Below are 24,173 nucleotides of genomic sequence, written 5' to 3'. Positions count from 1 at the left end.
TTTGGTGTTATTACGCCTGCCACAGGGGCAGGCGCTTATTATAATTTAATATGTTTTGCTCTTTACTTTATATCCTGCCGCTGCATAATAAAAGATAAACGCATAACAAGGGACCATGATCCAGTAAGCTTGCTGTGCATTCAACGCATCCACAAGCGCACCGTAACAAAGTGGAATGATTGCTCCCCCTGCGATACCCATAATTAACAAAGAAGAGGCTATTTTAGTAAATCTGCCTAATCCCGAAAGCGCCAGCGGCCAGATTGCCGGCCAGACCAGTGAATTTGCAAGCCCCAGCAAAGCGATAAATAAAACTGAAGTATAACCTGTGGTGAAAATCGCAATTACGGTTAATACAATACCCAATACCGCAAACCATTTCATCGCATTTTCCTGACTAATGTATTTCGGAATACAAATGATACCGATCAAATAACCGAGGATCATTCCCATTAAAGTAAAAGTGGTAAAAAACTTAGCTGTAGAAAGCGGGATACCCTGATAATGTGCATAACTGATAATCGTATCACCAGCCATTACTTCTACCCCTACATAAAGGAAAACAGTCAATACCCCCAATAACAAGTGAGGAAATTGCAGGATACTTGTTTTTCCGGCAGTAGCCTGCGAAACAGCTTCATCCTCCTGGTCTGTATCTATTTCCGGTAAAGTTGAGAAGTAGATCAGTACTGCTAAAATAATCAGTACAATAATAATGATCACATAAGGCAGAATCACTCTTGATGCCAATGCATTCAGTTCAGCGATTTTCTCTGCCGGGTTCATGGTCAGCAAGCGGTCATGAAAACCATCCGCATCTTTTAAAGCAATTGCACCCAAAACAATTGGTGCAATCGCACCAGCCACTTTATTACAAATCCCCATGATACTGATCCTTTTGGCTGCACTTTCAGCAGGCCCCAGGATCGTAATATAAGGATTAGAAGCCGTTTGCAATAAAGCAAGTCCTGTTCCCTGGATAAACAACCCCAGTAAAAACAAACCGTAAGTACGGGTCAATGCTGCCGGAATAAAAACCAATGCACCAATCCCCATTACAACAAGCCCCAAAGCCATTCCCTTTTTATAGCCCGTAACTTTAAGCACACTGGCAGATGGAATAGCCATGACGAGATAACTGATATAAAATGCGAACGCGACCAAATAAGACTCAAAATTATTAAGCTCACAGGCGAGTTTCAAATAAGGGATCAACACTGAATTTAACCAGGTTACAAATCCGAAAATAAAGAATAGGGCACCGATTATAATAATAGGTGGCATTCCTTTTTTAGCTGTTGTTGTCATTGACTATTAGGGTTTAGGTTTAAGCAATTAAAACTTCCACTTCACAAATGCTTCCATAGCTTCATATTCAGCTAGTCCAAGTTGATCATAAGCCCTGGCAGTTTCCTGCGTACGTGCCTCTGCCCTTACCCAGAATTCTCTTGAATCCTCTCCCGGAAAAACAGGCAGATCCTTTTGCGACTGATGTTTGAAGATTGCCAGTTTCTTTCTTTCCACTTCTTGTGGTGAAAGTGGTACAGCCATTTCAATTTCATGGGTTTCAAACTCATGCCATGCACCTCTGTATAACCATAACCAACAATCTTTTGTCCAGCTTTCAGTCTTTCTCAAACGGGTCATCGCTTCCACTAAAATATTGAAACATACTTTATGTGTACCATGCGGATCTGCAAAATCACCTGCAGCAAAAACCTGGTGCGGCTTTACTTCTTGTAACAATTCCATCGTTTGCAAGATATCATCCTCAAAACTCACATTTTTCTGGAACTTGCTTCTATCATAAAAAGGAAGATCCATAAAATGGATACGTTCATCGATTACACCCGCAAATCTTGCCCCTGCGATAGCTTCACCTTTACGGATCAGTTTTTTCACGGTGCGGATTTCTTCCGGATCAGTCTGGTTAGGCAATTTTGCACTGATAAAATTGCGCATGCTATCATAGGTATCTTTTAAATCTTTGGCGTCTTCACCCCTTGACTCTGCAAAATCTATATTGAACTCCATGAAACGCAATACATCATCATCCCAAACCGCGGTATTACCTGAGGTTTGATAAGCAACATGTACCTGATGTCCCTGATCTGCCAGACGGATAAATGTCCCCCCCATAGAAATCACATCGTCATCCGGATGCGGAGAGAAAACAATCACACGTTTCAATGCGGGCTCTGCACGTTCCGGACGCTGACTATCATCTGCATTCGGTTTACCACCCGGCCAGCCAGTAATAGTATGTTGTAATTTATTAAAAATATGAATATTGATCTGGTAAACCGGGCCGCGTAAAATAGCCAGCTGCGCCATACCATTATTGTTATAATTGTCTTCCGTTAATTTCAGGATAGGCTTGTTCAATGTTTTTGCCAGCCAGATAACGGCTTTAGTCACCTGTTCATCAGTCCAGGCGCAATCTTTAACTAACCATGGCGTATCAAAACGGGTCAGTGAAGAAGCTGCATCCTGATCCAGAATAAATTCTACATGAGGAGACAACTGTAAATAAGTAGCCGGTACATCAGCAGACATTTCACCTTCTACCGCTTTTTTCACGATCGATGCTTTCTTTTCATTCCAGGCCATCAGGATAATTTCCTTAGCCTTGAAAATAGTACCGATACCCATGGTAATCGCTTTGGTCGGTACATTCGCTACTCCACCAAAATCACGCGAAGCATCTCTTCTGGTCAGTTCATCCAGTGTGACTAATCTAGTTCCAGAATTAGGCGCAGATCCAGGCTCATTGAAACCAATGTGCCCCGTTCTTCCTATCCCAAGCACTTGTAAATCAATACCACCGAAACCACTGATTTTCTGCTCATACTTCAAACAGAAATCTTCGATGTCTTCTCTTTTCAATTCACCATCAGGGATATTGATATTTTCCTTTTTAATATCAATATGATCAAAAAGGTTTTCATTCATGAAACGAACATAACTTTGATTCGATCCAGGTTTCATCGGATAATATTCATCCAGATTAAAGGTCACCACATTGCTGAAGCTAAGACCTTCTTCTTTGTGCAAACGGATCAGCTCTTTATATACTTTCACAGGTGTGGCTCCGGTAGCCAGGCCTAAAACAGCCTGTTCTCCTTTTTCCTGTTTTGAAAGGATAAGAGATGAAATTCTTTTTGCGACTTCAATACTTGCAGTTTGTTCATCGGCGTAAACACTGACCGGCAATTTTTCGTATCTCGTCTCTTCTAATAAATTTAATCTTGACATGTTTATATTTGTGAGGTTTGGTTCTAAGGATTAATCTGGACGGTTTGTTCCTGCCCAACATAGTTGGTTAAAGTGATCACTGGCAGTGCAGCTCCTTTTTCGGGCTGATAATCGATAATGATCTTTTTGTCTGCCCCAGGAAGGATAGAGAAATAATTATCATCATAAAACACTGGTAAAACTCTTTTTTTAGTTTGCGCATTCACCAGGGAAACCCTGTTAAAGAAGCTGACAGGACCATTGGCCGGATTGCTTAGCGAAACTTCTATCTGCCCGCTTTTCAACTGTTTTGCAGTCATTTTAAGTGCAGAACCTTTCAGCGAGTTTAGTCCTGAATAACCGCCTTTACTATCAGCTAACCAGTATAAGTTATTACTCAATAAGTTTTTATTTTCATCCAGTAATTGTAAAGAAAGGAATGATCCTTTTTTAGCAGAAAGCTCGTCTACAATTTTTTTAACTGACATTACCTTTTTAGTACTTGCCGGATCAAGGAAACAAAATACTTTAGTTAAAGAAGTCTCTTTTCCGTCCATATCAAATACTCTGGCGTCCAGCATGATATTTTGTTTGCCTTTGAAGCCATTGTTTACGACCATCAGCATGCCATCTACAGGATTATACATCGCGTGTAAAGGCTCACTTCCAGAGCGCAAACCAAATAAACAAGCATTCGGATCCAGGTAATAATCATACATCTGTCCACGCATCGAAGTCCATGGATTCTGTGTTTTCCAGATAATTACTCCGGTATACCATTCCCACATATGTGCGCTGAAACCTTCCATCAATCCTCTGTACTGATCATAGTTGACCAATTGTGCTTTCTTTGCAAAATCAGCCACATCAGCTGGCTTGCCATAAGGCAGGATATGCTGCTCATAACCTACCCCCAGGTAATTGTGGTAATCCCATACAGAATCCACCTTTTCAGAAGGCCCCTTTGCTTCACGTTTTTCCGGAGCGACATAAACAGGGGCTATTAAATTAGCTTTAGGAATAAATCTTTCCAGAGATTCCAGATCTCCAACACCTACAGAGCCTACTTCAGAGTTAAAAGGAAAAGTCCGGTCTTTCCAGAAAGTACTTACATCCTGGATCGTATAAGGCCCGTCACCATTTCCGCCAATTGTATTCAGCGACATACTGTCCGAATTCGAATAATCAATAAACCAGCGTGTACCATCTAATTTTGGTAAAATTGAATCACGCAATGGAATCAGAATATCATCTGGTGGAGTAATCTCATTTCCTCCGCACCAGATAGCTAAAGAAGCATGGTTACGTACCATTTTAATCATATCCGTAGCCGATTCAAGGAACAAATGATGATCATCAGGGTATTTTCTGCGTTTCCACTGATCTTCCAGTTTCATCGGATCTTCCCATCTGCCGTTACAATCACCCGACATCCAGAAATCCTGTAAAACCAGCATTCCGTATTTATCACAAGCCTGGTAAAACTCAGGACGTTCAATTAAAGCACCACCCCAGATCCTGATCAGGTTCAGGTTCATATCACGGTGATACCTGATTTCAGTATCATACCTGGCATCCGTAAAACGAAGCATCGCATCAGAAATGATCCAGTTACCCCCTTTAATAAATATCTTCTGCCCGTTAACTAATATCTCTTTACTTTTAGTGGTCACATTCCATTCCGTCTGAATCTCTCTGATCCCTACATTGACAGTCTGACTATCACAAAGTTTGGTACCTTTTTCTAAAAAGCTGATTTTTAAAGCATATAAATCCTGTTTACCATAACCAGCAGGCCACCATAACTTAGGATTGGCGAAACTTAATTCAGGAAGATTGATTTCATTAGTACTGTTAGGTTTCAAGGTAACCGATTTGGTCACCTTCTGTCCACCCATGGTATAAACCAGGTTTCCTGTTACAGGTTTGCCGGTTGTATTTTTAAGTTCAGCAGAAACCTTAATAATTGCAGGCTGCTGCTGTCCTGAAGCTTCACGTTTTCCAGGTACCAGGGTAACCACATGTGGATTATCCAGGCTTACACCACCTGTTCTTTCAATATATACTTTATCCCAGATCCCGGTATTTCTATCTCTGATTGGACGGATCCAGTCCCATCCAGCGGTATATTGATGTGCTACACCTTTTGCAATCGTTCCATCACCACCTTGTCCGCCATTCGGATTACCTACTTCATCAGGAGGATAAACAATGACTGCTAACCTGTTCGTTCCACTTTTTGAAAGCAATGAAGTAATGTTAAATGTTTTCCTCAGGTACATTCCTTTGAAAGGCTTGTCATTTACTTTTTTACCATTCAGGAAGATATCACAACTGTAGTTAATCCCTCTGAACTTCAACCATACCTGGCCATCAGCTCCAGGAATTGCTTCCTTAAAATCTTTAGTAAACCAGTAAGTATAATAATCCCTTCCCGTATCATAAATATCCGGGATCAATTTATTATTCATTCCAAAAAAAGGATCAGGGACTTCTTTATTTTCCAGCATAGTCGTGAGTACAGTTCCAGGAACTATTGCTTTTTTCCAGCCTGACAAAGAGAAAGTAGCGTTAGAGATTTCAGTGCCTTTTGCTTTTACTTTAGTAGACGGCATACATAGCCAGCCCGAATTGAGTTCATATTGATCTTGAGCTGATGACTGATTGAATGTTGCAAGAACGATCAGTAAGGAAAACAGCATTTTGAGCAATCGGAATTTGGTGGTTTTAGACATTACGAATTTGTGTATTTATTTGGTTTTTAATATAATGGTATAAATATGTTCAAATTTTTCCATAGGATGAAGCATTGCTATCAAACAAGAAGTTCTGACAGCAGAAAGAACGTAACCAGGCAGAAGATCATTCAAAAAAATGAAGAAGCTGGTCTTTAAAAGAATTGCATTTTCATCAGTATATATATTGTTTTTTATCGGTAATGAAGCTATCATGTGCTATCTGGTTGCTATTTTTCACAAGTTCTTATTTTAAATTTGTGTTCAAGAGCTCGCAAAATCTCGGTTCATTTCGGTTTGTGTACTGATGCTCATGATGGTTTCATAATGATTTATATTAACAGTAAATTAAGTACTGTAATACCCTAAAATTATTTGAAAATCTAACAGCAAATACAATGTTAAATCGCTTTAGCTTATTAAATTGATGAAATTATAATAAAATACGGAGAATACAAAACACAATAAGCCATTTATTTGACTGTTCAAAAGATAAAACACTAAGGCAGTGTTTTTTACAGCTGACATTAAGCCTTGTAATATGATTATAACAATTTATCAACCCTATTTCTTAACACAAATTTAATTTTTAACGCAAAAAGGCCCGTCAGTAAAACTAACGGGCCCAATATCAATTAGATTATATACTGTTTAAGAAACAGCTTTTACTTCATGTTCTTTAGCAGCAAGATAACGTTCCGCGTCCAGCGCTGCCATACAGCCTGAACCCGCAGCCGTTACGGCCTGGCGATAGTAATGGTCTTGTACATCACCAGCAGCAAAAACACCTTCAATATTTGTTTTTGTTGTTCCGGGAATAGTTTTAAGATAACCTGTATCATCCATTTCCAACCAGCCTTTAAAGATGTCAGTATTTGGTTTATGACCAATAGCTACAAAGAATCCTTCTACTTCCAAATCTTTTTCTTCACCAGTCTTGTTATTTAAAATTTTCAGACCAGTTACGTTCTTACCATTTCCTAAAACTTCTTTGGCTTCAGAATTATAGATCACTTCAATATTTGGCGTATTTAATACACGGTGAACCATAGCTTTAGATGCTCTGAATTCATCACGACGTACTAACATATACACTTTCTTACATAATTTAGCCAGGTAAGTCGCCTCTTCGGCAGCAGTATCTCCTGCGCCTACAATAGCTACATCCTGATTTTTAAAGAAGAATCCATCACATACCGCACATGCAGAAACTCCAAAACCATTGTAATGCTGCTCACTAGGTAAACCTAACCATTTTGCAGTAGCACCAGTAGAGATGATCACTGTATCGGCAGTAATAGTTTTAATCTCATCTACCACAACTTTATGTGGTGTAGATGAAAAATCTACCGAACTTACATAACCAAAGCGGATATCTGCACCAAAACGTTCTGCTTGTTTTCGGAAATCTTCCATCATTTCGGGGCCCATGATTCCATTAGGGTAACCCGGGAAATTATCTACATCAGTAGTCTGCGTCAATTGTCCTCCAGCTTCCATTCCGGTATACAACACTGGTTTCAAATCTGCTCTGGCAGCATAAATTGCAGCAGTATAACCTGCTGGCCCTGAACCTATGATCAGACACTGAACGTGTTCTATTTCTTGAGAAGTATTCATCTATTTATTTATTAATATTATGATAGTTATACACCTATAAGTTTTTAAGTTTTACAGGTGATCTTATATTCTTTTAATGTACAAAATTAAGCTTTAAAGCGGGATGCGCAAAACCTAAAAGCGGTTAATTCGTCTTAGGGCGTTCTGCCTGCTTTTCGCGGAGTTTTTTACCTTTTAAGGTAGAAACCAGCTGATCGTTGACATACTCATTTTCCTGTTTACCACCATTAAGTGTCCAGGTACCTTCTTTTTTCCCGTTGGTGTATACACCAGATACCTGCTCCTCACCTCTGCTATCGAAAGCTTTAAAAGATCCATGGATAATTCCCTGCGAAAAAGTAATGATCTGCTTCATTTTACCGTCAGGATAAAAACTGATCCAGCGGCCATTACGCCTTCCATTTTGATAAGAACCAATCAGTTCAATATATCTTTCCTTTCCGTTGATCTCAAAGCCATCATTTCTGTTATTATTTTCGGGAGTGATCCAGTTATAATAAACAAATTTACCAACGGGGATTTCCATATTATCATCCCTGAAAGAACCAGAAGCCAACAATACACCGCTAAAATCATACTTTTTAAAAGTATAAACCGTATCTCCGGTAATTTTACCCAGCACAGCATAAGTTACTGCCTGAGTTGAATCCAGCGTAAGCTGATCTTTACCATCAAGCAAAATCGTTTTGATCTGGGCATAACTACTCAACCCAGCAAACAGAAGAAGAAAACAAACAAGTATCCGTTTCATTGTTGTACAAAGTTAGGGACTAGGTCTGGATAATTCCAACATTGAATTGTCTTTTTATCGGGGACTGATTTGCCGCTTCAATTCCCATAGAAATAACCTTACGGGTCTCCAGCGGATTAATAATTCCATCTACCCATAACCTGGAAGCTGCATAAAAAGGAGTCGTCTGGCTATCATAACGGTCGGTAATCTCTTTTAGCAATTCAGCTTCCTTCTCCGGGGTAATCGTTTCTCCTTTTGATTTAAGTGAAGCAGCCTGAATTTGTAACAAAGTCTTTGCAGCCTGAGAACCACCCATTACAGCAATTTTAGCGCTTGGCCAGGCATAAATCAAGCGTGGATCATAAGCCTTACCACACATGGCATAATTACCCGCACCATAAGAATTACCTATTACAATCGTGAATTTAGGGACTACTGAATTTGCCACGGCATTCACCATTTTTGCACCATCCTTAATAATTCCGCCTTGTTCCGATCTGCTACCTACCATGAAGCCTGTTACATCTTGTAAGAAAACCAAAGGGATTTTCTTCTGGTTACAATTCATGATGAAACGTGCCGATTTATCAGCACTGTCAGAATAAATTACACCGCCAAACTGCATTTCGCCTTTTTTAGATTTGACTACTTTTCGCTGATTCGCAACAATTCCGACAGCCCAGCCATCTATTCTGGCTAAACCACAGATAATACTCTGGCCATATTCCTTTTTGTATTCTTCAAAATCCGAATTATCTACCAGGCGGTAAATGATTTCGTGCATATCGTACTGCTTTTCCCTGTTTTCAGGTAGAATTCCAAATATATCTTCAGGATTTAATTTTGGTTCCTGAGACTTCACCCGGCTAAAACCAGCCGATTGAGGTTCCCCCAGCATACTCATGATATTCCTGATGCTATCCAGTGCGGCCTGGTCATTGGGTTGCTTGTAATCCGTAACACCAGATATTTCGCAATGCGTGGTTGCCCCACCCAGTGTTTCATTGTCAACATCTTCACCAATAGCAGACTTAACGAGGTAAGAACCCGCAAGAAAAACAGAACCTGTCCCTTCTACAATCATAGCCTCGTCACTCATGATTGGCAAATAGGCCCCACCAGCAACACAAGATCCCATAATTGCAGAAATTTGTACAATTCCATCCGCAGACATCATTGCATTGTTCCTGAACATTCTTCCAAAGTGTTCCTTATCAGGAAATATTTCATCCTGCATTGGCAGATAAACTCCGGCACTATCTACCAGATAAATTACCGGAAGTCTGTTTTCCATCGCAATTTCCTGCGCACGGAGATTTTTCTTGGCAGTCATTGGAAACCATGCTCCTGCTTTCACAGTAGCATCATTAGCCACGATCATACACTGACGTCCTGAGACATAACCAATCCCACAAATTACTCCGGCAGATGGACAGCCTCCTTGTTCTGCATACATACCGTCTGCAGCAAAGGCCCCTATCTCCAAAAATTCTGTTTCTTTATCGATCAGGTAAGCAACTCTTTCCCTGGCCAGCATTTTACCTTTTTCTTTTTGCTTCGCCGCACTCTTCTCTCCCCCTCCAGCAAATATTTTCTTCAGCCTTGTTTTAAGTTCATATACCAGCTGCTTATTAATATCTTCGTTTTTGTTGAATTCGATGTTCATTCGGGCAAGATAAGCCATTCTACCAAATTATAGAAAGAGAAATGCAAATTTTACAAGATAAAATCACTCTTATTGTCAATAAGACACATTATATATTGGGTGATTAACTCAAATTTCTATCCTCAAACCAAACGGAATCAGGTGCCGCTTTGAAATCCATCATTTTCTGTATTAACTCTACCGGCTCTGTGGCATCAATAACCAGCTTTCTGTTATTTGGCGTCAACAATTTATGCGCAACCATTACATCCAGCTGCGCGAATAAATGGTCATAAAAACCACCAACATTCAATACACCAATGGCTTTATTATGTAATCCTAACTGCAGCCAGGTCAACACTTCAAAAAACTCTTCCAAAGTACCAAAGCCACCAGGCAGAATAATAAAACCGTCCGAAAGATCAGCCATTTTCTGCTTACGCTGATGCATATTCCCGGTAACTATCAGTTCAGTAACCTCTAAATTTCCAACTTCTTTATCCAGTAAAAACTGGGGAATTACACCAGTGACCAATCCTTTGCGGTTCAATACTTCTTCGGAAATAATCCCCATTATACCCACACTGCCTCCACCGTAAATCAGGCGGATATTATGGTCTACAAATGCCTGCGCCAAATTTTCTACAGCTGCTCTTAAAATAGGGTCGCCGTTAAAATTAGCACCACAATAAACACAAATCGATTTCATTCAAAAAAATTATTTAGTATCAGTTTTAGGCTTTTTAGTATTTGCAATAAATGCATCTCTCAAATTCGCCAAATCAGCAACCAACTGTTCTTTAATAGCCTGGAAATCAAAATCCAAAGTATTAAAAGAGTAATTCTTAAACGTAAGTTTATAACTTAAAACCAGTGGTCCCAACTCATAAGCCGACTCTTTCACAGCCTCTTCCAGTTCCAGACCATTCTCAGTAAATGTGATATTTTCAATCAGGTTGTTCAAAATCTGTTTTTTATCTTCTCTATGTCCCTCACGGTCATAAACGAAAGTAAATAAAGCCTCAGCATAATTTCTGATCGAATCCATGATCGCCAGGTTCTCTGATATCGCTTTTTTCAATTCCTTTTTGATTTTAGCACGTATTTCATTACGTCCTTCAAATCCTGCAGCTTCATCCTCCACCAATAATTCTGACTGATAAACTTTTAAGGCTTCAATGCCAAGGAATGATAACTTCACACCGTCTTCCGATTCTTCCAAAAAAGCAGGAGCTGCTATTTGATCAAAATCAGCTATATAAACACCCGCAACAGGTACTTCAATTTCTATTCTCATCAGATTCTATAATATATTTTACAGTATAATAAAAAATCACCTCAGTTCTTTATGAAAAAGCACTGAAGTGATTTAAACAATTTTAAAGCGGAAGAATAATATCATTCCAGCTCTCAGACCGCAAATATACTGATATATTATTTTACAAAGACAGAAAGTGCAGTTGCTCCCCCATCCTCCTTATTAATTTCTTTAACATTGAACATATTTTTCCACGTTTTAGAAGTCAAGCCCTCATTAACGACTACATAAAGATCATCTTTATGTACAAATACAGAATTGGCATTAATAATTCCTGTTTTTTGATATAAACCAGAGCCCGCATTAACGACTATTTTATTTATCCATAAGATGGCCGTGCAAGTAGTATTGTCATTTTCGTATCCCGAAACATAAGTATCAATGCCATTCACAAACAGAGAGTTGCCAATGGCTTGTTTTGTGCCGTCGGTCAAGTTTTCAGTCACGCCATTTTTCCATATTTTAACCACAGATTTTATTGCAGGAGACGATCCGAAAGTTAAATATCCGGGCAATTGACTCACATCCGGATTAATATTCTCATTACTTAATACATAAACGTCGTTACCACTCACAAAAACAGCTTTAGCAACGGCATATTTTGATCCGTCGGTTAAACTGGTAGCAACTCCGTTTTTCCATAAGGTAGCAACAGTTCTATGGCCATCCGGATAGCTATACCCTGCTGCATAAACATCAGTACCACTCACAAAAACAGAATAAGCTACTGAAAAATATGGTCCGTCTGCCAATTTAACAACTACTCCATTTTTCCATATCGCAGCTTTCCTGTCAATAGCGCCAGCTACGTAAACATCACTACCACTTACAAAAACCGAATTGGCTACGGAACTTCCCCCCCACAATACTTTAGCAATACCATTTTTCCACAGTACGCTTTTCATACCATCTTCCCCTGCAACGTAAACATCATCAGTACTACTCACATAAATAGAATTAGCCCTTGCTAAATTAGTTGTTCCATCAGTCAGTTCAGTTTGCACTCCATTTTTCCAGAAGGCCGCCACCGGAGCCAGTTGACTATTATACTTCCACCCAGCTACATACACATCTGCAGTTTTTACAGGATCCGGCGGAATCACTACCGGCGGACGCGTTGGGGCAACCACTTCATCCTTTGATTTAGAGCAAGAGGTAATCAAGGCTAACAAGCCAATTGTTAATACTAATTTTATTTTTTTCATTTTCATATCGTTTCATGCTGAACAAGATAATCAGTTCACTAATATAAAAATTAATTAACACATAAGAATGGTCAACTTACACAAAATGAAATAACAATTCCGATACATTTACCATTTGAAACCTGAATAGTCTGATCAGCACAAAAAAAGCATGCTATGGATATACCAATAGCATGCTTTTTAATACTAAAACTCAGGGTCTTTTAATGGCCTAGCGTGAATAGTTTGGAGCTTCTTTAGTGATCGAAATATCATGCGGATGGCTTTCTCTCATTCCAGCAGCAGTTATCCTTACAAATTTGGCTTGTTGCAGCTCTTCAATAGTTGCAGCACCACAATAGTGCATTCCAGCTCTCAGGCCACCAACATACTGATAGATTACTTCAGCTAAAGTACCTTTATAAGGAACACGGCCTACAATACCTTCAGGAACAAGCTTAGTCACTACATCTTCCTCATCCTGGAAATAACGATCTTTAGAACCATGCTGCATTGCCTCTACAGAACCCATACCACGGTAAGACTTGAACTTACGTCCTTCATAGATGATAGTTTCACCTGGTGACTCCTCTACTCCTGCGAATAAAGAACCCGCCATGATTGAACTCGCACCAGCCGCAAGTGCTTTAACAATATCTCCGGTTTGTTTAATACCGCCATCAGCAATAACAGGGATCCCTGTGCCTTTTAAAGCTTGTGCACATTCATAAACTGCATATAACTGAGGTACTCCCACACCTGCTATGATTCTTGTTGTACAGATTGAACCCGGCCCTATACCAACTTTAACAGCATCAGCGCCAGCTTCAGCAAGGGCTAAAGCAGCAGCAGCAGTTGCTATATTACCAGCGATAACCTGTAAATCAGGGAAACGGGCTTTGATAGCTTTAACCATATCAATTACACCTTTTGAATGCCCGTGTGCAGTATCTACAGTTACGACATCTACACCAGCTTTGACCAGGGCAGCAACACGGTCAATATTATCAGATGCAACACCAACAGCAGCACCAACCCTAAGGCGGCCACGTTCATCTTTACAAGCTTTAGGATAGTTTTTATATTTCTGAATATCTTTGAAAGTGATTAAACCTGCAAGATGACCTTCTTTATTGATAACCGGTAATTTTTCGATTTTGTAATCCTGAAGGATTTCTTCCGCCTGGATCAGGGTAGTCCCTTCAGCAGCAGTGATCAGATTTTCAGAAGTCATCACCTCAGAAATCGGGCGCTGCATATCTTTCTGAAAACGAAGATCGCGATTGGTAATAATACCAACCAGTTTATTGTCATTGTCAATAATAGGTATACCGCCTATTTTATATTTAGTCATGATCTGGAATGCGTCTGCAACAATGGCATCAGCACGAAGCGTTACCGGATCTTGTATCATTCCACTTTCTGAACGTTTAACCTTGCTGACTTCTTCAGCCTGGCGTTCAATACTCATATTCTTGTGCAGCATGCCAATACCACCAGCCTGAGCAATTGCAATTGCAAGTCCTGATTCAGTAACGGTATCCATTGCTGCAGAAACTACAGGTACATTAATACGTATTTTTTTTGTTAAATAACTTCCGGTGTTGACATCACGGGGAAGGACTTCAGAGTAGGCTGGAACTAATAATACGTCATCGTATGTTAGTCCTTCGGCAATAAATTTTTGGGGATCGAGTTGCATGGCAAATAATTAGGAGTTATTACTTGCCGGGCAAATCTACATAAATTATTTGAAATCAGAAACATTTCTCTCCAATAAACGAGGATTGGAGAGAAATTGACAATTAAATTAGATCTCTGAACCTTCTTCAGGTTCACAATGTTGTCTCAGCTGCTTAGGTCCTTGTGGCCAGATATAAGAAGTTGTTTGTTTTTTCCAGCCCAGCTTCTGATAAAAATCACCTTTACCCGGAGCCGCTGTTAAATTAACAAAATGGTAATTATCAAGCTGTCCGTTCAGCATATTGATGATCTTTTTTCCTAAACCATTTCCCTGGAAATCAGGATCAACAACGATATCAGCCATCACAGCATAATAACGTCCATCACCTACTACCCTTCCAAAAGCAATAATCTGATCTTCATGGTAAACAAACAAAGTCCATGTGCTTTTTCTGAAGGCAGATTCTATCTCCGGCTCTATCCTTGTTCTCCAGTCAATCTTAGAGAAAAGCTCACAAACATAAGTCCAGTCAACCGTAGACAAATCATGATTTAGTTTATATACGAAACTGTTAATATCGATTTTTTTTAGCGTCATAAATGTATTTTTCAATCATCCCCAAAGGAAGAAATGATCTTTATCCGGCGCAAATATGAGCAAATATTTCAGGTAAAAAAATGGTCGAAAAGAAAAACCCGGCAAGGAAGTGAAAAATGCTTTTTCTGACCACTTTGCCGGGTTTATTGCGCTAAAAAATTACATTTTACTTATTTTTTACCAACCACAACTTTCGTAAAGTCTGCGGTATTTAAATATTTATTAGCCAACGCTTTTAGCTCTACAGCAGTAATTGATTTGACGGTATGGATGTAGTTATCATAATAGTCATAATCCAATCCTGAATAATAAATGTTTTTAAACTTATCGGCATGAGAGAACGCATTTTCTAAACTTCCCAGCATAGATCCCAGCATATAGCTGCGGACCAAACTTAACTCCTGCTCAGAAACTACTTCCGATTTCAATAAGTCGATCTCCTTCTCTATTTCATTTAATGCACTGGTACAAACATCAGCGCCAACTTCTGTAGCGATGAAAAAATAACCAGCATCTTTCAAAGAAACGATTGCAGAACCAATACCATAAGTATAGCCTTTATCTTCACGGATATTCGCCATTAACCTGGAACCAAAGTAACCGCCTAACAAGCAGTTCATCACCTGGAAACCTGCAAAATCCGGATGAGAACGATTAATACTTAAAGTCCCCATTCTGATGGCAGACTGTATCGCATCTGCTCTTTCAATAAAGATCTCACCTTTTGGTGCACCTTCAAAAGAGAATTGATTGATTGTAGAAGCAGCTTCATTATTCCAATCTTTACCAAAATTGGCATTCAACAGGTCGAATTCAGCAGCCTCAAATTTTCCGGCAACAAATATTGTACAGTTTTCAGGCTTGTAAGCAGCACTGAAATAAGCGACTAAATCGGATCTTTCTATAGCCTGATAATCTTCTACATCAATATCAGAACCATAGGTTGAAGTTCCGAAAATAGCATGTGCAAAATTCTTTCTGGCAATAAAATCATTTTTCTGCAAACTCACTTTCAGCGACTGCTGTTGATTTTGCTTAAAAATATCTAATTCCTGCTGAGGAAAAATACTCTCGTTTAATACGGACCACAAAATTGGCAGTACCGATCCAAGATGTTTATTCAGTGTATATATTTTGATACTCGATTGATCAGCACCATAATCAGTTTGCAAAAAGGCACCATAATAATCCACCTTATCGGCAATTTCCCTTGCAGTCAGCTTATCAGTTCCATTGTTAATCAAATGGTTTACCGCAATAGCCTGCAATGGCTTAGATTCATCCCAGTTTACATTTTCAAAAACGAATTCAATACGAACAAGCTCCTGTTTTCCGGCATTCACAGTAAATACCTTAATCCCGTTTGCTAATTCCTGTTTTTGAGGGGCAATAAAATTAATATCATTCACCTGTCTTGACTCAGGTATAAGGGTTCGGTTAAGCATTTTCGGAAGTTAAGTAGTATAAAGTAGAACATTGCTCTCTTACGAAAGTCTTTTTGGCAACTTCAAGAAGTTTTGCTGCATCAACAGCAAGATATTTCTGAATTTCGGTATTTAATCCTGCTGCGTCACCCAGTAACTCATAATAAGCAAGATTCATTGCTTTATCAAGCAGGCTCATTTCAGCAAATACCATGATAGATTCCGATTTGTTTTTCACTTTCGTCAATTCTATCTGGCTGACCTCTTCGGTTGCAATTTTATCCAGTTCAGCCCAAACAGCTTTTTCTGCTGCTTCCATTGTTACCCCTTCACTCAGTTTACCTTCTACAACGAATAAACCTTCATCCAGACTACTGGTGATATATGCATGAATATCACTAAATAACTGCTGATCTTTCAGTAAACTGTTATATAACCTGGAAGACTGTCCCTGAGAAAGTACATCAGATAAAAGATCATAAACCTGGTAATCTGCATCTCTGCGCGCGGCCATTTTGAAAGCCAGGTAAAATGCATTTAAAGGAACGTTTGCAGTCACAGTTTCCTTGCGCGCTTCAATTTGCGCAGGCTCCTGAACCAGGTCCCTCACATATTTATCTCCCGCAGGAATAGGACTGAACCATCTCTCTGCCAGCAATTTGATCTCTTCAGTTTTCACATTTCCGCCCACAACCATAATGGCATTCTGCGGATTATAATGTTTTTTAAAGAAGGCCTTTACATCTTCCATCGAAGCATTTTCGATTTGTGCAAGATCCTGTCCTATAGTTGCCCAGCGATAAGCATGCTTTTTATAAGCAAGCGGCCTTAACTTCAGCCATACATCACCATAAGGCTGATTTAAATATCTTTGTTTAAATTCTTCACAAACCACATTACGCTGTGTTTCCAGACTTTTCTCAGAAAACGCCAGGCTCAGCATACGATCACTCTCCAACCAGAAAGCGGTTTCAATATTCGTAGCCGGCAAAGTGATATAATAATTTGTAATGTCATTACTTGTGAAAGCATTGTTTTCCCCTCCTACTCTTTGCAGTGGTTCATCATAGACAGGTATATTAACAGAGCCTCCAAACATAAGGTGCTCAAAAAGATGTGCAAAACCGGTTTTACCCTCTTCCTCATCCCGCGCACCGACATCATAAAGGATGTTTAATACCGCCATAGGGGTTGTATCATCTTCGTGTACCAGAACACGTAAGCCATTAGCTAGTGTAAAACGATTAAAATCTACCATAAAATATATAATTGTGTCAAATATAGGAATAATGATTTAGGGTAAATGTGATAATCTCATGAAATAAAAACAGCAGAACAAATGGTATATTTGCTGTATGAATACTGCTGAATTATTACAAAGGGCTCTGCAATTCGACTTTTTAACTAAAGAAGAGGGTGTGTTTTTGTACCACAATGCTGCGACTGCCGATCTGGCCTTTGTTGCAAATGAGCTGAGAAAAAAACAAGTACCGAGCGGAAAAGTTACCTGGCAAATTGATAGAAACGTCAATACCACAAATGTGTGTATTGCGAACTGTAAATTTTGCAATTTCTTCAGAAGACCGGGCCATGACGAAAGCTATATCACAGACATAGAGACTTATAAAGTTAAAATAGAAGAGACATTCCGTCTGGGTGGTGATCAGTTACTTTTACAGGGCGGACATCATCCCGACCTTGGGCTTGAATTTTATACTGACCTGTTCAGAAAGTTAAAAGAACTTTATCCTGATCTTAAATTACACGCCTTAGGCCCGCCGGAAATTGCACACGTTGCAAAAATCGATAAACTTACCCATACAGAAGTTTTAAGTGCGCTGAAAGCAGCCGGTATGGATTCATTACCAGGTGCAGGCGCAGAAATACTGAATGACAGGGTGCGCAGGCTGATTTCTAAAGGAAAATGCGGCGGACAAGAATGGCTTGATGTCATGCGCGCAGCACATCAGCTGGATATCACAACCTCTGCAACGATGATGTTTGGTCATGTTGAAACTATAGACGAGCGCTTTGAGCATTTAGTGTGGATCAGAGAAGTTCAGAGTGAAAAACCAGCAGATGCTAAAGGATTTTTAGCCTTTATTCCATGGCCTTTCCAGGATGATGGTACTTTATTGAAGCGTTTAAGAGGAATTACGAACGATGTTTCAGGAGATGAATATGTAAGAATGCTTGCCTTGAGCAGAATTATGCTACCGAACATTAAAAATATACAAGCCTCCTGGCTGACTGTAGGTAAAAATGTAGCACAGTTATGTTTACATGCAGGTGCTAACGATTTTGGTTCTATTATGATTGAAGAAAATGTAGTTTCTGCTGCCGGAGCGCCACACCGTTTCACCGCAAAAGGAATACAGGATGCCATTAGAGAAGCTGGCTTTGACCCGCAATTAAGAGGTCAGCAGTATAATTACCGTGATCTGCCTGAACATTTAGAAGAACAAGTGATTAATTATTAATCATTTTTACTGTAAAAATAAAAAGGAAGAGAACTTAAATCCTCTTCCTTTTTCTCACCATATCTCCCCCTCGAAAAATTATTTGATAAACAGACTTGCAATCGCAAGTACCTGTGGCATAGTTAATGGTTCATCAAAAGCTTCTGTAGAAGCGTTCACTGAAAAACCAAGACTTGGAATATTAATATCTAACTGTGTTACGTTATCCTCACCAGCATAACTTGCCGCTGCTGCTGCAACACCACTATCATTAGCACCAGTAATCCATGGTTTTAAAGCAGTTACGCCTCCACCAGCCGGCGCCTTACGCATTTGGCGTATATGTGAAGCATGGCGCGCTTCAACCGAGTGAATCTGTAAAGCAGTTTGCAATACACTTGGACTACTCATTAAAGCACCAGCCTGACCTTTGTAAGCTCTTACGCCAGTATCTTCAAACACTTGTGCTACTGCAAGAAAAGTTGGATAATCAGAGAATACAGTTGGGAAATTTCCTTTTGCAGTAAAATCAAATGAAGCTGCAGTATAAGATACCGGAGTACCACCAGAAGCAGTAATTGCTCCTTTTAACAAATTAACGTGTGCTAATTCATGATCACGGATATTACCGATCGCAGCTACTGCCGGTGTACCCGCAGGAATTAATCCCGCAGTATTAATACCAGTCTGATAAAAATTATATTCAATATATTCTAAAGTTAAAGCAAAGTTTAACACATCAATCACGCTAGTTGTGGTTTGTCCATAAGCTTTTTTGAACATAGAACCTAAAGCCATTGGAAGTGCTGCTAAAGCTACCTTTGATCCAAAACCATAAAATGATTTCATTGCCTCTCTGCGTGGATTTAAGCGTTCATACACTTCCGCATCCACTTTTTCAATTTCTTCTAATATGTTAATGATATTCATGATTTCCCGGATTAAGAAGTAGGTAAATTAGACGCGTTAATTGCAGTTTTAAGGTAAGTTTTAGCTATGGTTAAAACCTGGATAGGTGTTCTGGCACCATCAAGTCCATTGGCATCAACAGCAGTTGAATCAGCAAAAGATCCATTTGAAATCAAGTCACGGATTAATGCAGCGTGACGCGCTTCTACAGAGACAATTTTCCCTGCAACCTCTAAGTATTTTGCTGTTTTTATTAATTTACCAGCTCCATTATAGGCTGTAACTCCTAAATCTTCAAACGCTTTAGCTGCATTCAGCACACTTGTTCTGTCAGCGAAATTGATCGATGAGAAATCTACCTGCAAACTTACGATCGCACTTGTAGACAATGCTTTTTTGAAAAATTCACGGTGAGCCAACTCATGATCTCTGATATCAGTTAGTAAAGCAAGCTCATTTGCAGGAATGTTAGCATAAGGGCTTTTTACCACTGCATCATAAAATGCACCTTCCAATTGTTCCAGCGCATAAGCATAATTTAAAATACCAATATCACCGGTACCTAAATCCACACCTGTATCCAACCCTGGAGTACTTTTATCTTTTTTACAACCAGCAGCAATTAAAGCCACTCCTGCAACCCCTGCTCCTGCATATTGCAGAAAAGATCTGCGTTGCAGTTTTGCAGTCAGGATACCGCTCTCCTGAAGCAGTATCTCTTTCTCTTCTTGTAAACTTTTCATAAGAAATGATTTAAATTATGGTTCAACTAAGTTGAGGGCCCCCATGATTATACCGTGACATACGGCATATAAATCGCTTTGGTTTTTGACTTTGTCAAAAAAATTCTTGACTCCCCTATTTTTTTGATAATTTCACCTTATAAAAATATCGGCTTGTGTTCAATGTGATAATAGTAGACGATGAAGAATTTGCGCGGTCTTCACTTTTTTTTCTCTTACAGGAAAATTGCGAAAATGTGCACATCAGTGGGATTGCAAAATCGGTAGATGAGGCACGTGAACTGCTCTCTTTACATGAGGTCGACCTGATCTTTCTGGATATCGCTATGCCCGGAAAAAATGGCTTTGAGCTTATTCCAGACGCGAAACTGCACAACACTCAGGTCGTTTTCACTACCGCTTATGACCAGTACGCTTTAAGAGCAATTAAGGCTAATGCACTGGACTATTTACTGAAGCCAATCGACATCGATGAGCTTAAAGAAACCGTAGAAAAAGCAACAAAATTAATCCGTATGATTGACCAGGAATCTGACCGGAATGAGCGCTTAAAAAATTTAGCAAATAATTTAGCAGATCGGTCAGAAATCAGGAAAATAAGTTTGCCGAACGGACAAGGATACACTCTGATTGACCTCAATGAAATTATTCATATAGAAGCAGATAGCAATTATTCCATCTTTCATCTCGATAACAGGGATAAAATTACCGTATCCAAAGTACTGAAAGATTACGAAGAGATTTTACCAGAAGATCAATTTATCCGGATTCATAAATCCAGTATTGTAAATTTAAATTATCTAAAAGAATATAACTCAAAAAACGGTCTGGAAGTTTTGTTAAAAAACGGAGAGAAAATAGCCGTATCAAGACGCAGAGCGAGTATTTTTGCAGAAAAAGTTAAACAATATACCAATTTCGCCAGTGATAAATAAAACAAGAGCTTTCTATAGCAAAGGACTCATCCTGTTACTCCTTTTAATAGTTTCAGGTATCTACAGCTATGGGCAGACTACTTTTATTAAACATTACGGTAGTAAAGACGGTTTGCCCAGCAACAGCTGCTACTTTATCCTTCAGGACAAAAAAGGATATATCTGGGTCGCTTCAGACGCAGGTGTAAGCCGCTTTGACGGAAAAGTATTTGAAAACTTCTCCATTGATGACGGTTTAGCCGACAACCAGATTATCCGGTTAAACGAAGACCGCTCAGGAAGAATCTGGTTTTTCTCTTTAAACGGCCAGCTCAGCTACTTTAAAAATGGTGTGATTTACAATGAAAGCAATGACAAATTACTTCAGCTTTTAAAATTTAATGGTGTTGTCACTTCCTTCTTTGAAGACAGCAAAGGGCACATCTGGTTTGGAACCAACAAAAACCTGCTGGCCAGGTGGGACGGGAAATTATTAAAAAAATACGCCTCTACTGATCCCGCCAATCAGTTTATCAATACTTTTATTTATGAAGACAAATCTGGCAGGATATGGGCATCAAGCGCACATTGTCTGCGCATTTTTGATGGGGAAACCTTTAATAAAACAACTGCTCAAATAAGCCCCTTATCTTACAAAACTGTTAAAAACCTGCCCGACCGGACCATGTATTTTCTGGATAAAAAGGGACTTAATTTCAAAAACGGAGTACAACAACAACTGACGATGAAGATCGACAGTACCTTACTTGCAGATAATCCAGGCTATTTTTATGCAGAAAATCAGAAGGATCTTTGGCTAACGACCAACTCAGGAGTGTACCATTTGGAAACAGATGGTACAAAAACACATTATCTGCATAACCTGACCACAAACCAGGTGATTAAAGACAATAGAGAAAACATGTGGTTTGCCACCACTAACGGTATCTATATGCTACCTAAAAAGCCTAAAAGAGTGTATATCAGGGATACTCGTCAGGGGTTGAGCAACAATACCGTCAGAAGTATTACTAAAGACCACTCGGGTAACCTCTGGCTTGGCCTGGACAATGGAAAAATCAATATCCTGAATAAATCAGCCAATCAAACGCAGACTATTGAGCTTCCTGATAAGAAAAAGTTCAACAGCATTAAGCAAATCAGTACGGATTCTGCCGGAAAAACAGTTTTTTTTAGCTCAGATTACGGATTAGGCATGCTATCCGCTCAAGACAAAAAGAATCAAGACATTAAATACCTGCAGGAAACGCACAGTTCAGGTTTTGTACTGAAAAGCTTTAGCGTCAGCAGTAAAAACCATCTCTCGTTAGCGCTATCCTCTGGTGTAGTGATGGTGAACGATCCTTTTCATAAATTATCATTTACTTCATCAAATTATAAAGAAGGAGAAAACTTCTTTAGCAACAGGGCCTACCGTGTCTACTATGACAAGGATGATAACTTGTGGTTTTCCAATGTGAATGGGCTGGCCGAGTTATCGGCAGGCAAACTCACCAGGCACTATCAGCGTCACCCGCTGTTAACCAAAAGGATTAATGACATTGCACAGTTACCAGACGGCACTATTGTGCTGGCTACCGATGGATATGGTTTGCTTTTCTTCAAAAACAACCTGCTGATCAGGCAAATCACCCGTGAAGACGGACTGGCAAACAACATCTGTAAAAAGCTATTTATCCAAAAAGACCACGTTTGGGTCGTGACTACCAATGGTGTAAACCGGATCTTTTTAAACGGCAAAAATCCTGTAGAATCATTTGAATACACTAATAACCTGCTAGACAATGATGTTAACGGCTTATATGTAGACCGTGACACTGCTTATTTCGCCACCAATCATGGCCTTGTTTTCTTTGCCAACACCCCATTTGACAGGAATAAGGAAATGCCTAAAGTATTAATCTCTGGAATTGTCAATAACAGAAAACCACTGAGTTTGAACACTGACTCCTTTAATCTGGCGCCAGCAGCAAACAATATTACATTTTATTACAGTGCCCTCGACTTTCAAAACAATTATATCTTATACCGTTACCGGTTAAAATCAACAAGTCCATGGACAGAAACAAAAAACAGGAGACTGGAATTCTCTTCTCTGGAACCCGGCAGTTATAAATTTGAACTCAGTGCAAAAACAAATAACAGCCAGTGGAGCAAACCCATAGCTGTAACTTTTATTTTAAACGCACATTTCTGGCAATCCTGGTGGTTTATATTCCTCATCCTTCTTTTAGCCAGTTTTAGCTTTTATAAGATCGCAGTGAGTGTTACCCAGCAGCAAAAAGATAAAGAACAACAAAGACTGCTGTTAAAAAACAAGATCCTGATGCTCGAACAACAGGCGTTGCAAGCGATGATGAACCCACATTTCGTGTTTAATGTTATGAACTCTATTCAGCATTACATCAATACTAAAGACACCTCCTCAGCCAACAAGATACTAACCGGTTTTGCCAGGCTGATCAGAAAAAACCTGGACATCTGTACAAAAAGCTTTATTTCTCTCGAAGAAGAAATCGAATACCTGACCCTTTACCTGACTCTGGAAAAGAAAAGATTTGGAGAGAAGTTTAATTATACCATTCACATTGCCTCAGATATCGATCAGGACGAGACGATGATTCCCTCCATGATTTTACAGCCTTATATAGAAAATGCCATCTGGCATGGACTGATGCCTAAAGAAGAGGGCGGGAAAATCTCCATTGTAATTCAGCAGGAAAATGCGGATTACTTATTGATTCAAATTATAGATGATGGTGTAGGAATAGACAACTCATTACAGGTCAAAAGAGAGAAACATGAAAGTAAAGGCATGAGCCTTACCCAGGAAAGAATTAACCTGATCAACCAGATTGAAGCAAATCCGATACAAATCAGTATTAAACAGAACGGTAATTCGGGTACAACTATCTCGATTTTAGTCCCAAACAAGTAGATTTTACCGTTTACT

At 39.4% G+C, this 24,173-nt stretch carries 18 protein-coding genes; 3 read left to right on the top strand and 15 right to left on the bottom strand.

From position 1 onward, the window contains the following. Nucleotides 1-45 precede the first annotated feature (45 nt). From ABIB30_RS10960 to ABIB30_RS10900, 13 genes are all read right to left on the bottom strand, one after another. Nucleotides 46-1,308 (bottom strand): sugar MFS transporter, encoded by a 1,263-nt coding sequence (locus tag ABIB30_RS10960; protein ID WP_354301927.1) that lies wholly within the window; start codon nt 1,306-1,308, stop codon nt 46-48. A gap of 27 nt (nt 1,309-1,335) precedes the next feature. Continuing rightward, nucleotides 1,336-3,255 carry a glucosamine-6-phosphate deaminase gene (gene nagB, locus ABIB30_RS10955; RefSeq protein WP_354301925.1) on the bottom strand — a complete coding sequence of 640 codons (1,920 nt, stop codon included), beginning with the start codon at nt 3,253-3,255 and terminating at the stop codon, nt 1,336-1,338. Nucleotides 3,256-3,278: 23 nt separating this feature from the next. Further along, complete coding sequence (locus tag ABIB30_RS10950; protein WP_354301923.1) at nt 3,279-5,969, bottom strand: glycoside hydrolase family 2 protein; 2,691 nt, start codon at nt 5,967-5,969, stop codon at nt 3,279-3,281. Nucleotides 5,970-6,620: 651 nt separating this feature from the next. Beyond that, nucleotides 6,621-7,589: a thioredoxin-disulfide reductase gene (gene trxB, locus ABIB30_RS10945; protein WP_354301921.1), complete on the bottom strand. Its 969-nt coding sequence runs from the start codon at nt 7,587-7,589 to the stop codon at nt 6,621-6,623. A gap of 124 nt (nt 7,590-7,713) precedes the next feature. After that, entirely contained in the window at nt 7,714-8,340 is a 627-nt protein-coding gene (locus tag ABIB30_RS10940; protein WP_354301918.1) for a toxin-antitoxin system YwqK family antitoxin, read from the bottom strand. 19 nt (nt 8,341-8,359) lie between these two features. Beyond that, nucleotides 8,360-9,988: an acyl-CoA carboxylase subunit beta gene (locus ABIB30_RS10935; RefSeq protein WP_354301916.1), complete on the bottom strand. Its 1,629-nt coding sequence runs from the start codon at nt 9,986-9,988 to the stop codon at nt 8,360-8,362. A gap of 103 nt (nt 9,989-10,091) precedes the next feature. Further along, complete coding sequence (locus ABIB30_RS10930; RefSeq protein ID WP_354301914.1) at nt 10,092-10,676, bottom strand: LOG family protein; 585 nt, start codon at nt 10,674-10,676, stop codon at nt 10,092-10,094. Between the two features lie 9 nt (nt 10,677-10,685). Next, on the bottom strand, nt 10,686-11,264 hold the full coding sequence (locus ABIB30_RS10925) for a hypothetical protein (protein WP_354301912.1): 579 nt from the start codon (nt 11,262-11,264) through the stop codon (nt 10,686-10,688). A 137-nt stretch (nt 11,265-11,401) separates the two neighbouring features. After that, on the bottom strand, nt 11,402-12,490 hold the full coding sequence (locus ABIB30_RS10920; protein ID WP_354301910.1) for a hypothetical protein: 1,089 nt from the start codon (nt 12,488-12,490) through the stop codon (nt 11,402-11,404). Between the two features lie 211 nt (nt 12,491-12,701). After that, nucleotides 12,702-14,171 (bottom strand): IMP dehydrogenase, encoded by a 1,470-nt coding sequence (gene guaB / locus ABIB30_RS10915; RefSeq protein ID WP_354301908.1) that lies wholly within the window; start codon nt 14,169-14,171, stop codon nt 12,702-12,704. A gap of 108 nt (nt 14,172-14,279) precedes the next feature. Then, a complete protein-coding gene (locus ABIB30_RS10910; protein ID WP_354301906.1) occupies nt 14,280-14,750 on the bottom strand; it encodes a GNAT family N-acetyltransferase in 471 nt (156 codons plus the stop codon). Between the two features lie 170 nt (nt 14,751-14,920). After that, nucleotides 14,921-16,195, bottom strand: coding sequence for a M16 family metallopeptidase (locus tag ABIB30_RS10905; protein ID WP_354301904.1), 1,275 nt, complete (start codon nt 16,193-16,195; stop codon nt 14,921-14,923). Continuing rightward, nucleotides 16,188-17,432: a M16 family metallopeptidase gene (locus ABIB30_RS10900; protein ID WP_354301902.1), complete on the bottom strand. Its 1,245-nt coding sequence runs from the start codon at nt 17,430-17,432 to the stop codon at nt 16,188-16,190. The genes ABIB30_RS10905 and ABIB30_RS10900 overlap by 8 nt, the downstream gene beginning before the upstream one ends. Nucleotides 17,433-17,529: 97 nt before the next feature. On the opposite strand from ABIB30_RS10900, the gene mqnC reads away from it, so the two are divergent. Then, a complete protein-coding gene (gene mqnC / locus ABIB30_RS10895; protein WP_354301901.1) occupies nt 17,530-18,654 on the top strand; it encodes a cyclic dehypoxanthinyl futalosine synthase in 1,125 nt (374 codons plus the stop codon). 78 nt (nt 18,655-18,732) lie between these two features. Here the strand turns inward: mqnC and ABIB30_RS10890 are convergent, their stop codons facing one another. Beyond that, nucleotides 18,733-19,563: a ferritin-like domain-containing protein gene (locus ABIB30_RS10890; RefSeq protein ID WP_354301899.1), complete on the bottom strand. Its 831-nt coding sequence runs from the start codon at nt 19,561-19,563 to the stop codon at nt 18,733-18,735. Nucleotides 19,564-19,574: 11 nt separating this feature from the next. After that, nucleotides 19,575-20,285 carry a ferritin-like domain-containing protein gene (locus ABIB30_RS10885; RefSeq protein ID WP_354301898.1) on the bottom strand — a complete coding sequence of 237 codons (711 nt, stop codon included), beginning with the start codon at nt 20,283-20,285 and terminating at the stop codon, nt 19,575-19,577. 155 nt (nt 20,286-20,440) lie between these two features. On the opposite strand from ABIB30_RS10885, the gene ABIB30_RS10880 reads away from it, so the two are divergent. After that, nucleotides 20,441-21,220, top strand: coding sequence for a LytR/AlgR family response regulator transcription factor (locus ABIB30_RS10880; protein WP_354301896.1), 780 nt, complete (start codon nt 20,441-20,443; stop codon nt 21,218-21,220). Further along, the gene (locus ABIB30_RS10875; protein ID WP_354301894.1) at nt 21,210-24,158 is read left to right on the top strand and encodes a sensor histidine kinase; all 2,949 of its coding nucleotides are present in this window, start codon (nt 21,210-21,212) and stop codon (nt 24,156-24,158) included. Before ABIB30_RS10880 ends, ABIB30_RS10875 begins: the two co-directional genes overlap by 11 nt. Nucleotides 24,159-24,173 lie beyond the last annotated feature (15 nt).

The organism is Pedobacter sp. UYP1 (genome assembly GCF_040547305.1).
GTDB lineage: Bacteria > Bacteroidota > Bacteroidia > Sphingobacteriales > Sphingobacteriaceae > Pedobacter.
This window is presented reverse-complemented; position numbering and strand designations above follow the sequence as displayed.

Excerpts from the sequence above, each read along its gene's own strand:
- ABIB30_RS10960 (WP_354301927.1), bottom strand. The coding sequence starts at position 1,308 with ATGACAACAACAGCTAAAAAAGGAATGCCACCTATTATTATAATCGGT.
- nagB (WP_354301925.1), bottom strand. The coding sequence starts at position 3,255 with ATGTCAAGATTAAATTTATTAGAAGAGACGAGATACGAAAAATTGCCG.
- ABIB30_RS10950 (WP_354301923.1), bottom strand. The coding sequence starts at position 5,969 with ATGTCTAAAACCACCAAATTCCGATTGCTCAAAATGCTGTTTTCCTTA.
- trxB (WP_354301921.1), bottom strand. The coding sequence starts at position 7,589 with ATGAATACTTCTCAAGAAATAGAACACGTTCAGTGTCTGATCATAGGT.
- ABIB30_RS10940 (WP_354301918.1), bottom strand. The coding sequence starts at position 8,340 with ATGAAACGGATACTTGTTTGTTTTCTTCTTCTGTTTGCTGGGTTGAGT.
- ABIB30_RS10935 (WP_354301916.1), bottom strand. The coding sequence starts at position 9,988 with ATGAACATCGAATTCAACAAAAACGAAGATATTAATAAGCAGCTGGTA.
- ABIB30_RS10930 (WP_354301914.1), bottom strand. The coding sequence starts at position 10,676 with ATGAAATCGATTTGTGTTTATTGTGGTGCTAATTTTAACGGCGACCCT.
- ABIB30_RS10925 (WP_354301912.1), bottom strand. The coding sequence starts at position 11,264 with ATGAGAATAGAAATTGAAGTACCTGTTGCGGGTGTTTATATAGCTGAT.
- ABIB30_RS10920 (WP_354301910.1), bottom strand. The coding sequence starts at position 12,490 with ATGAAAAAAATAAAATTAGTATTAACAATTGGCTTGTTAGCCTTGATT.
- guaB (WP_354301908.1), bottom strand. The coding sequence starts at position 14,171 with ATGCAACTCGATCCCCAAAAATTTATTGCCGAAGGACTAACATACGAT.
- ABIB30_RS10910 (WP_354301906.1), bottom strand. The coding sequence starts at position 14,750 with ATGACGCTAAAAAAAATCGATATTAACAGTTTCGTATATAAACTAAAT.
- ABIB30_RS10905 (WP_354301904.1), bottom strand. The coding sequence starts at position 16,195 with ATGCTTAACCGAACCCTTATACCTGAGTCAAGACAGGTGAATGATATT.
- ABIB30_RS10900 (WP_354301902.1), bottom strand. The coding sequence starts at position 17,432 with ATGGTAGATTTTAATCGTTTTACACTAGCTAATGGCTTACGTGTTCTG.
- mqnC (WP_354301901.1), top strand. The coding sequence starts at position 17,530 with ATGAATACTGCTGAATTATTACAAAGGGCTCTGCAATTCGACTTTTTA.
- ABIB30_RS10890 (WP_354301899.1), bottom strand. The coding sequence starts at position 19,563 with ATGAATATCATTAACATATTAGAAGAAATTGAAAAAGTGGATGCGGAA.
- ABIB30_RS10885 (WP_354301898.1), bottom strand. The coding sequence starts at position 20,285 with ATGAAAAGTTTACAAGAAGAGAAAGAGATACTGCTTCAGGAGAGCGGT.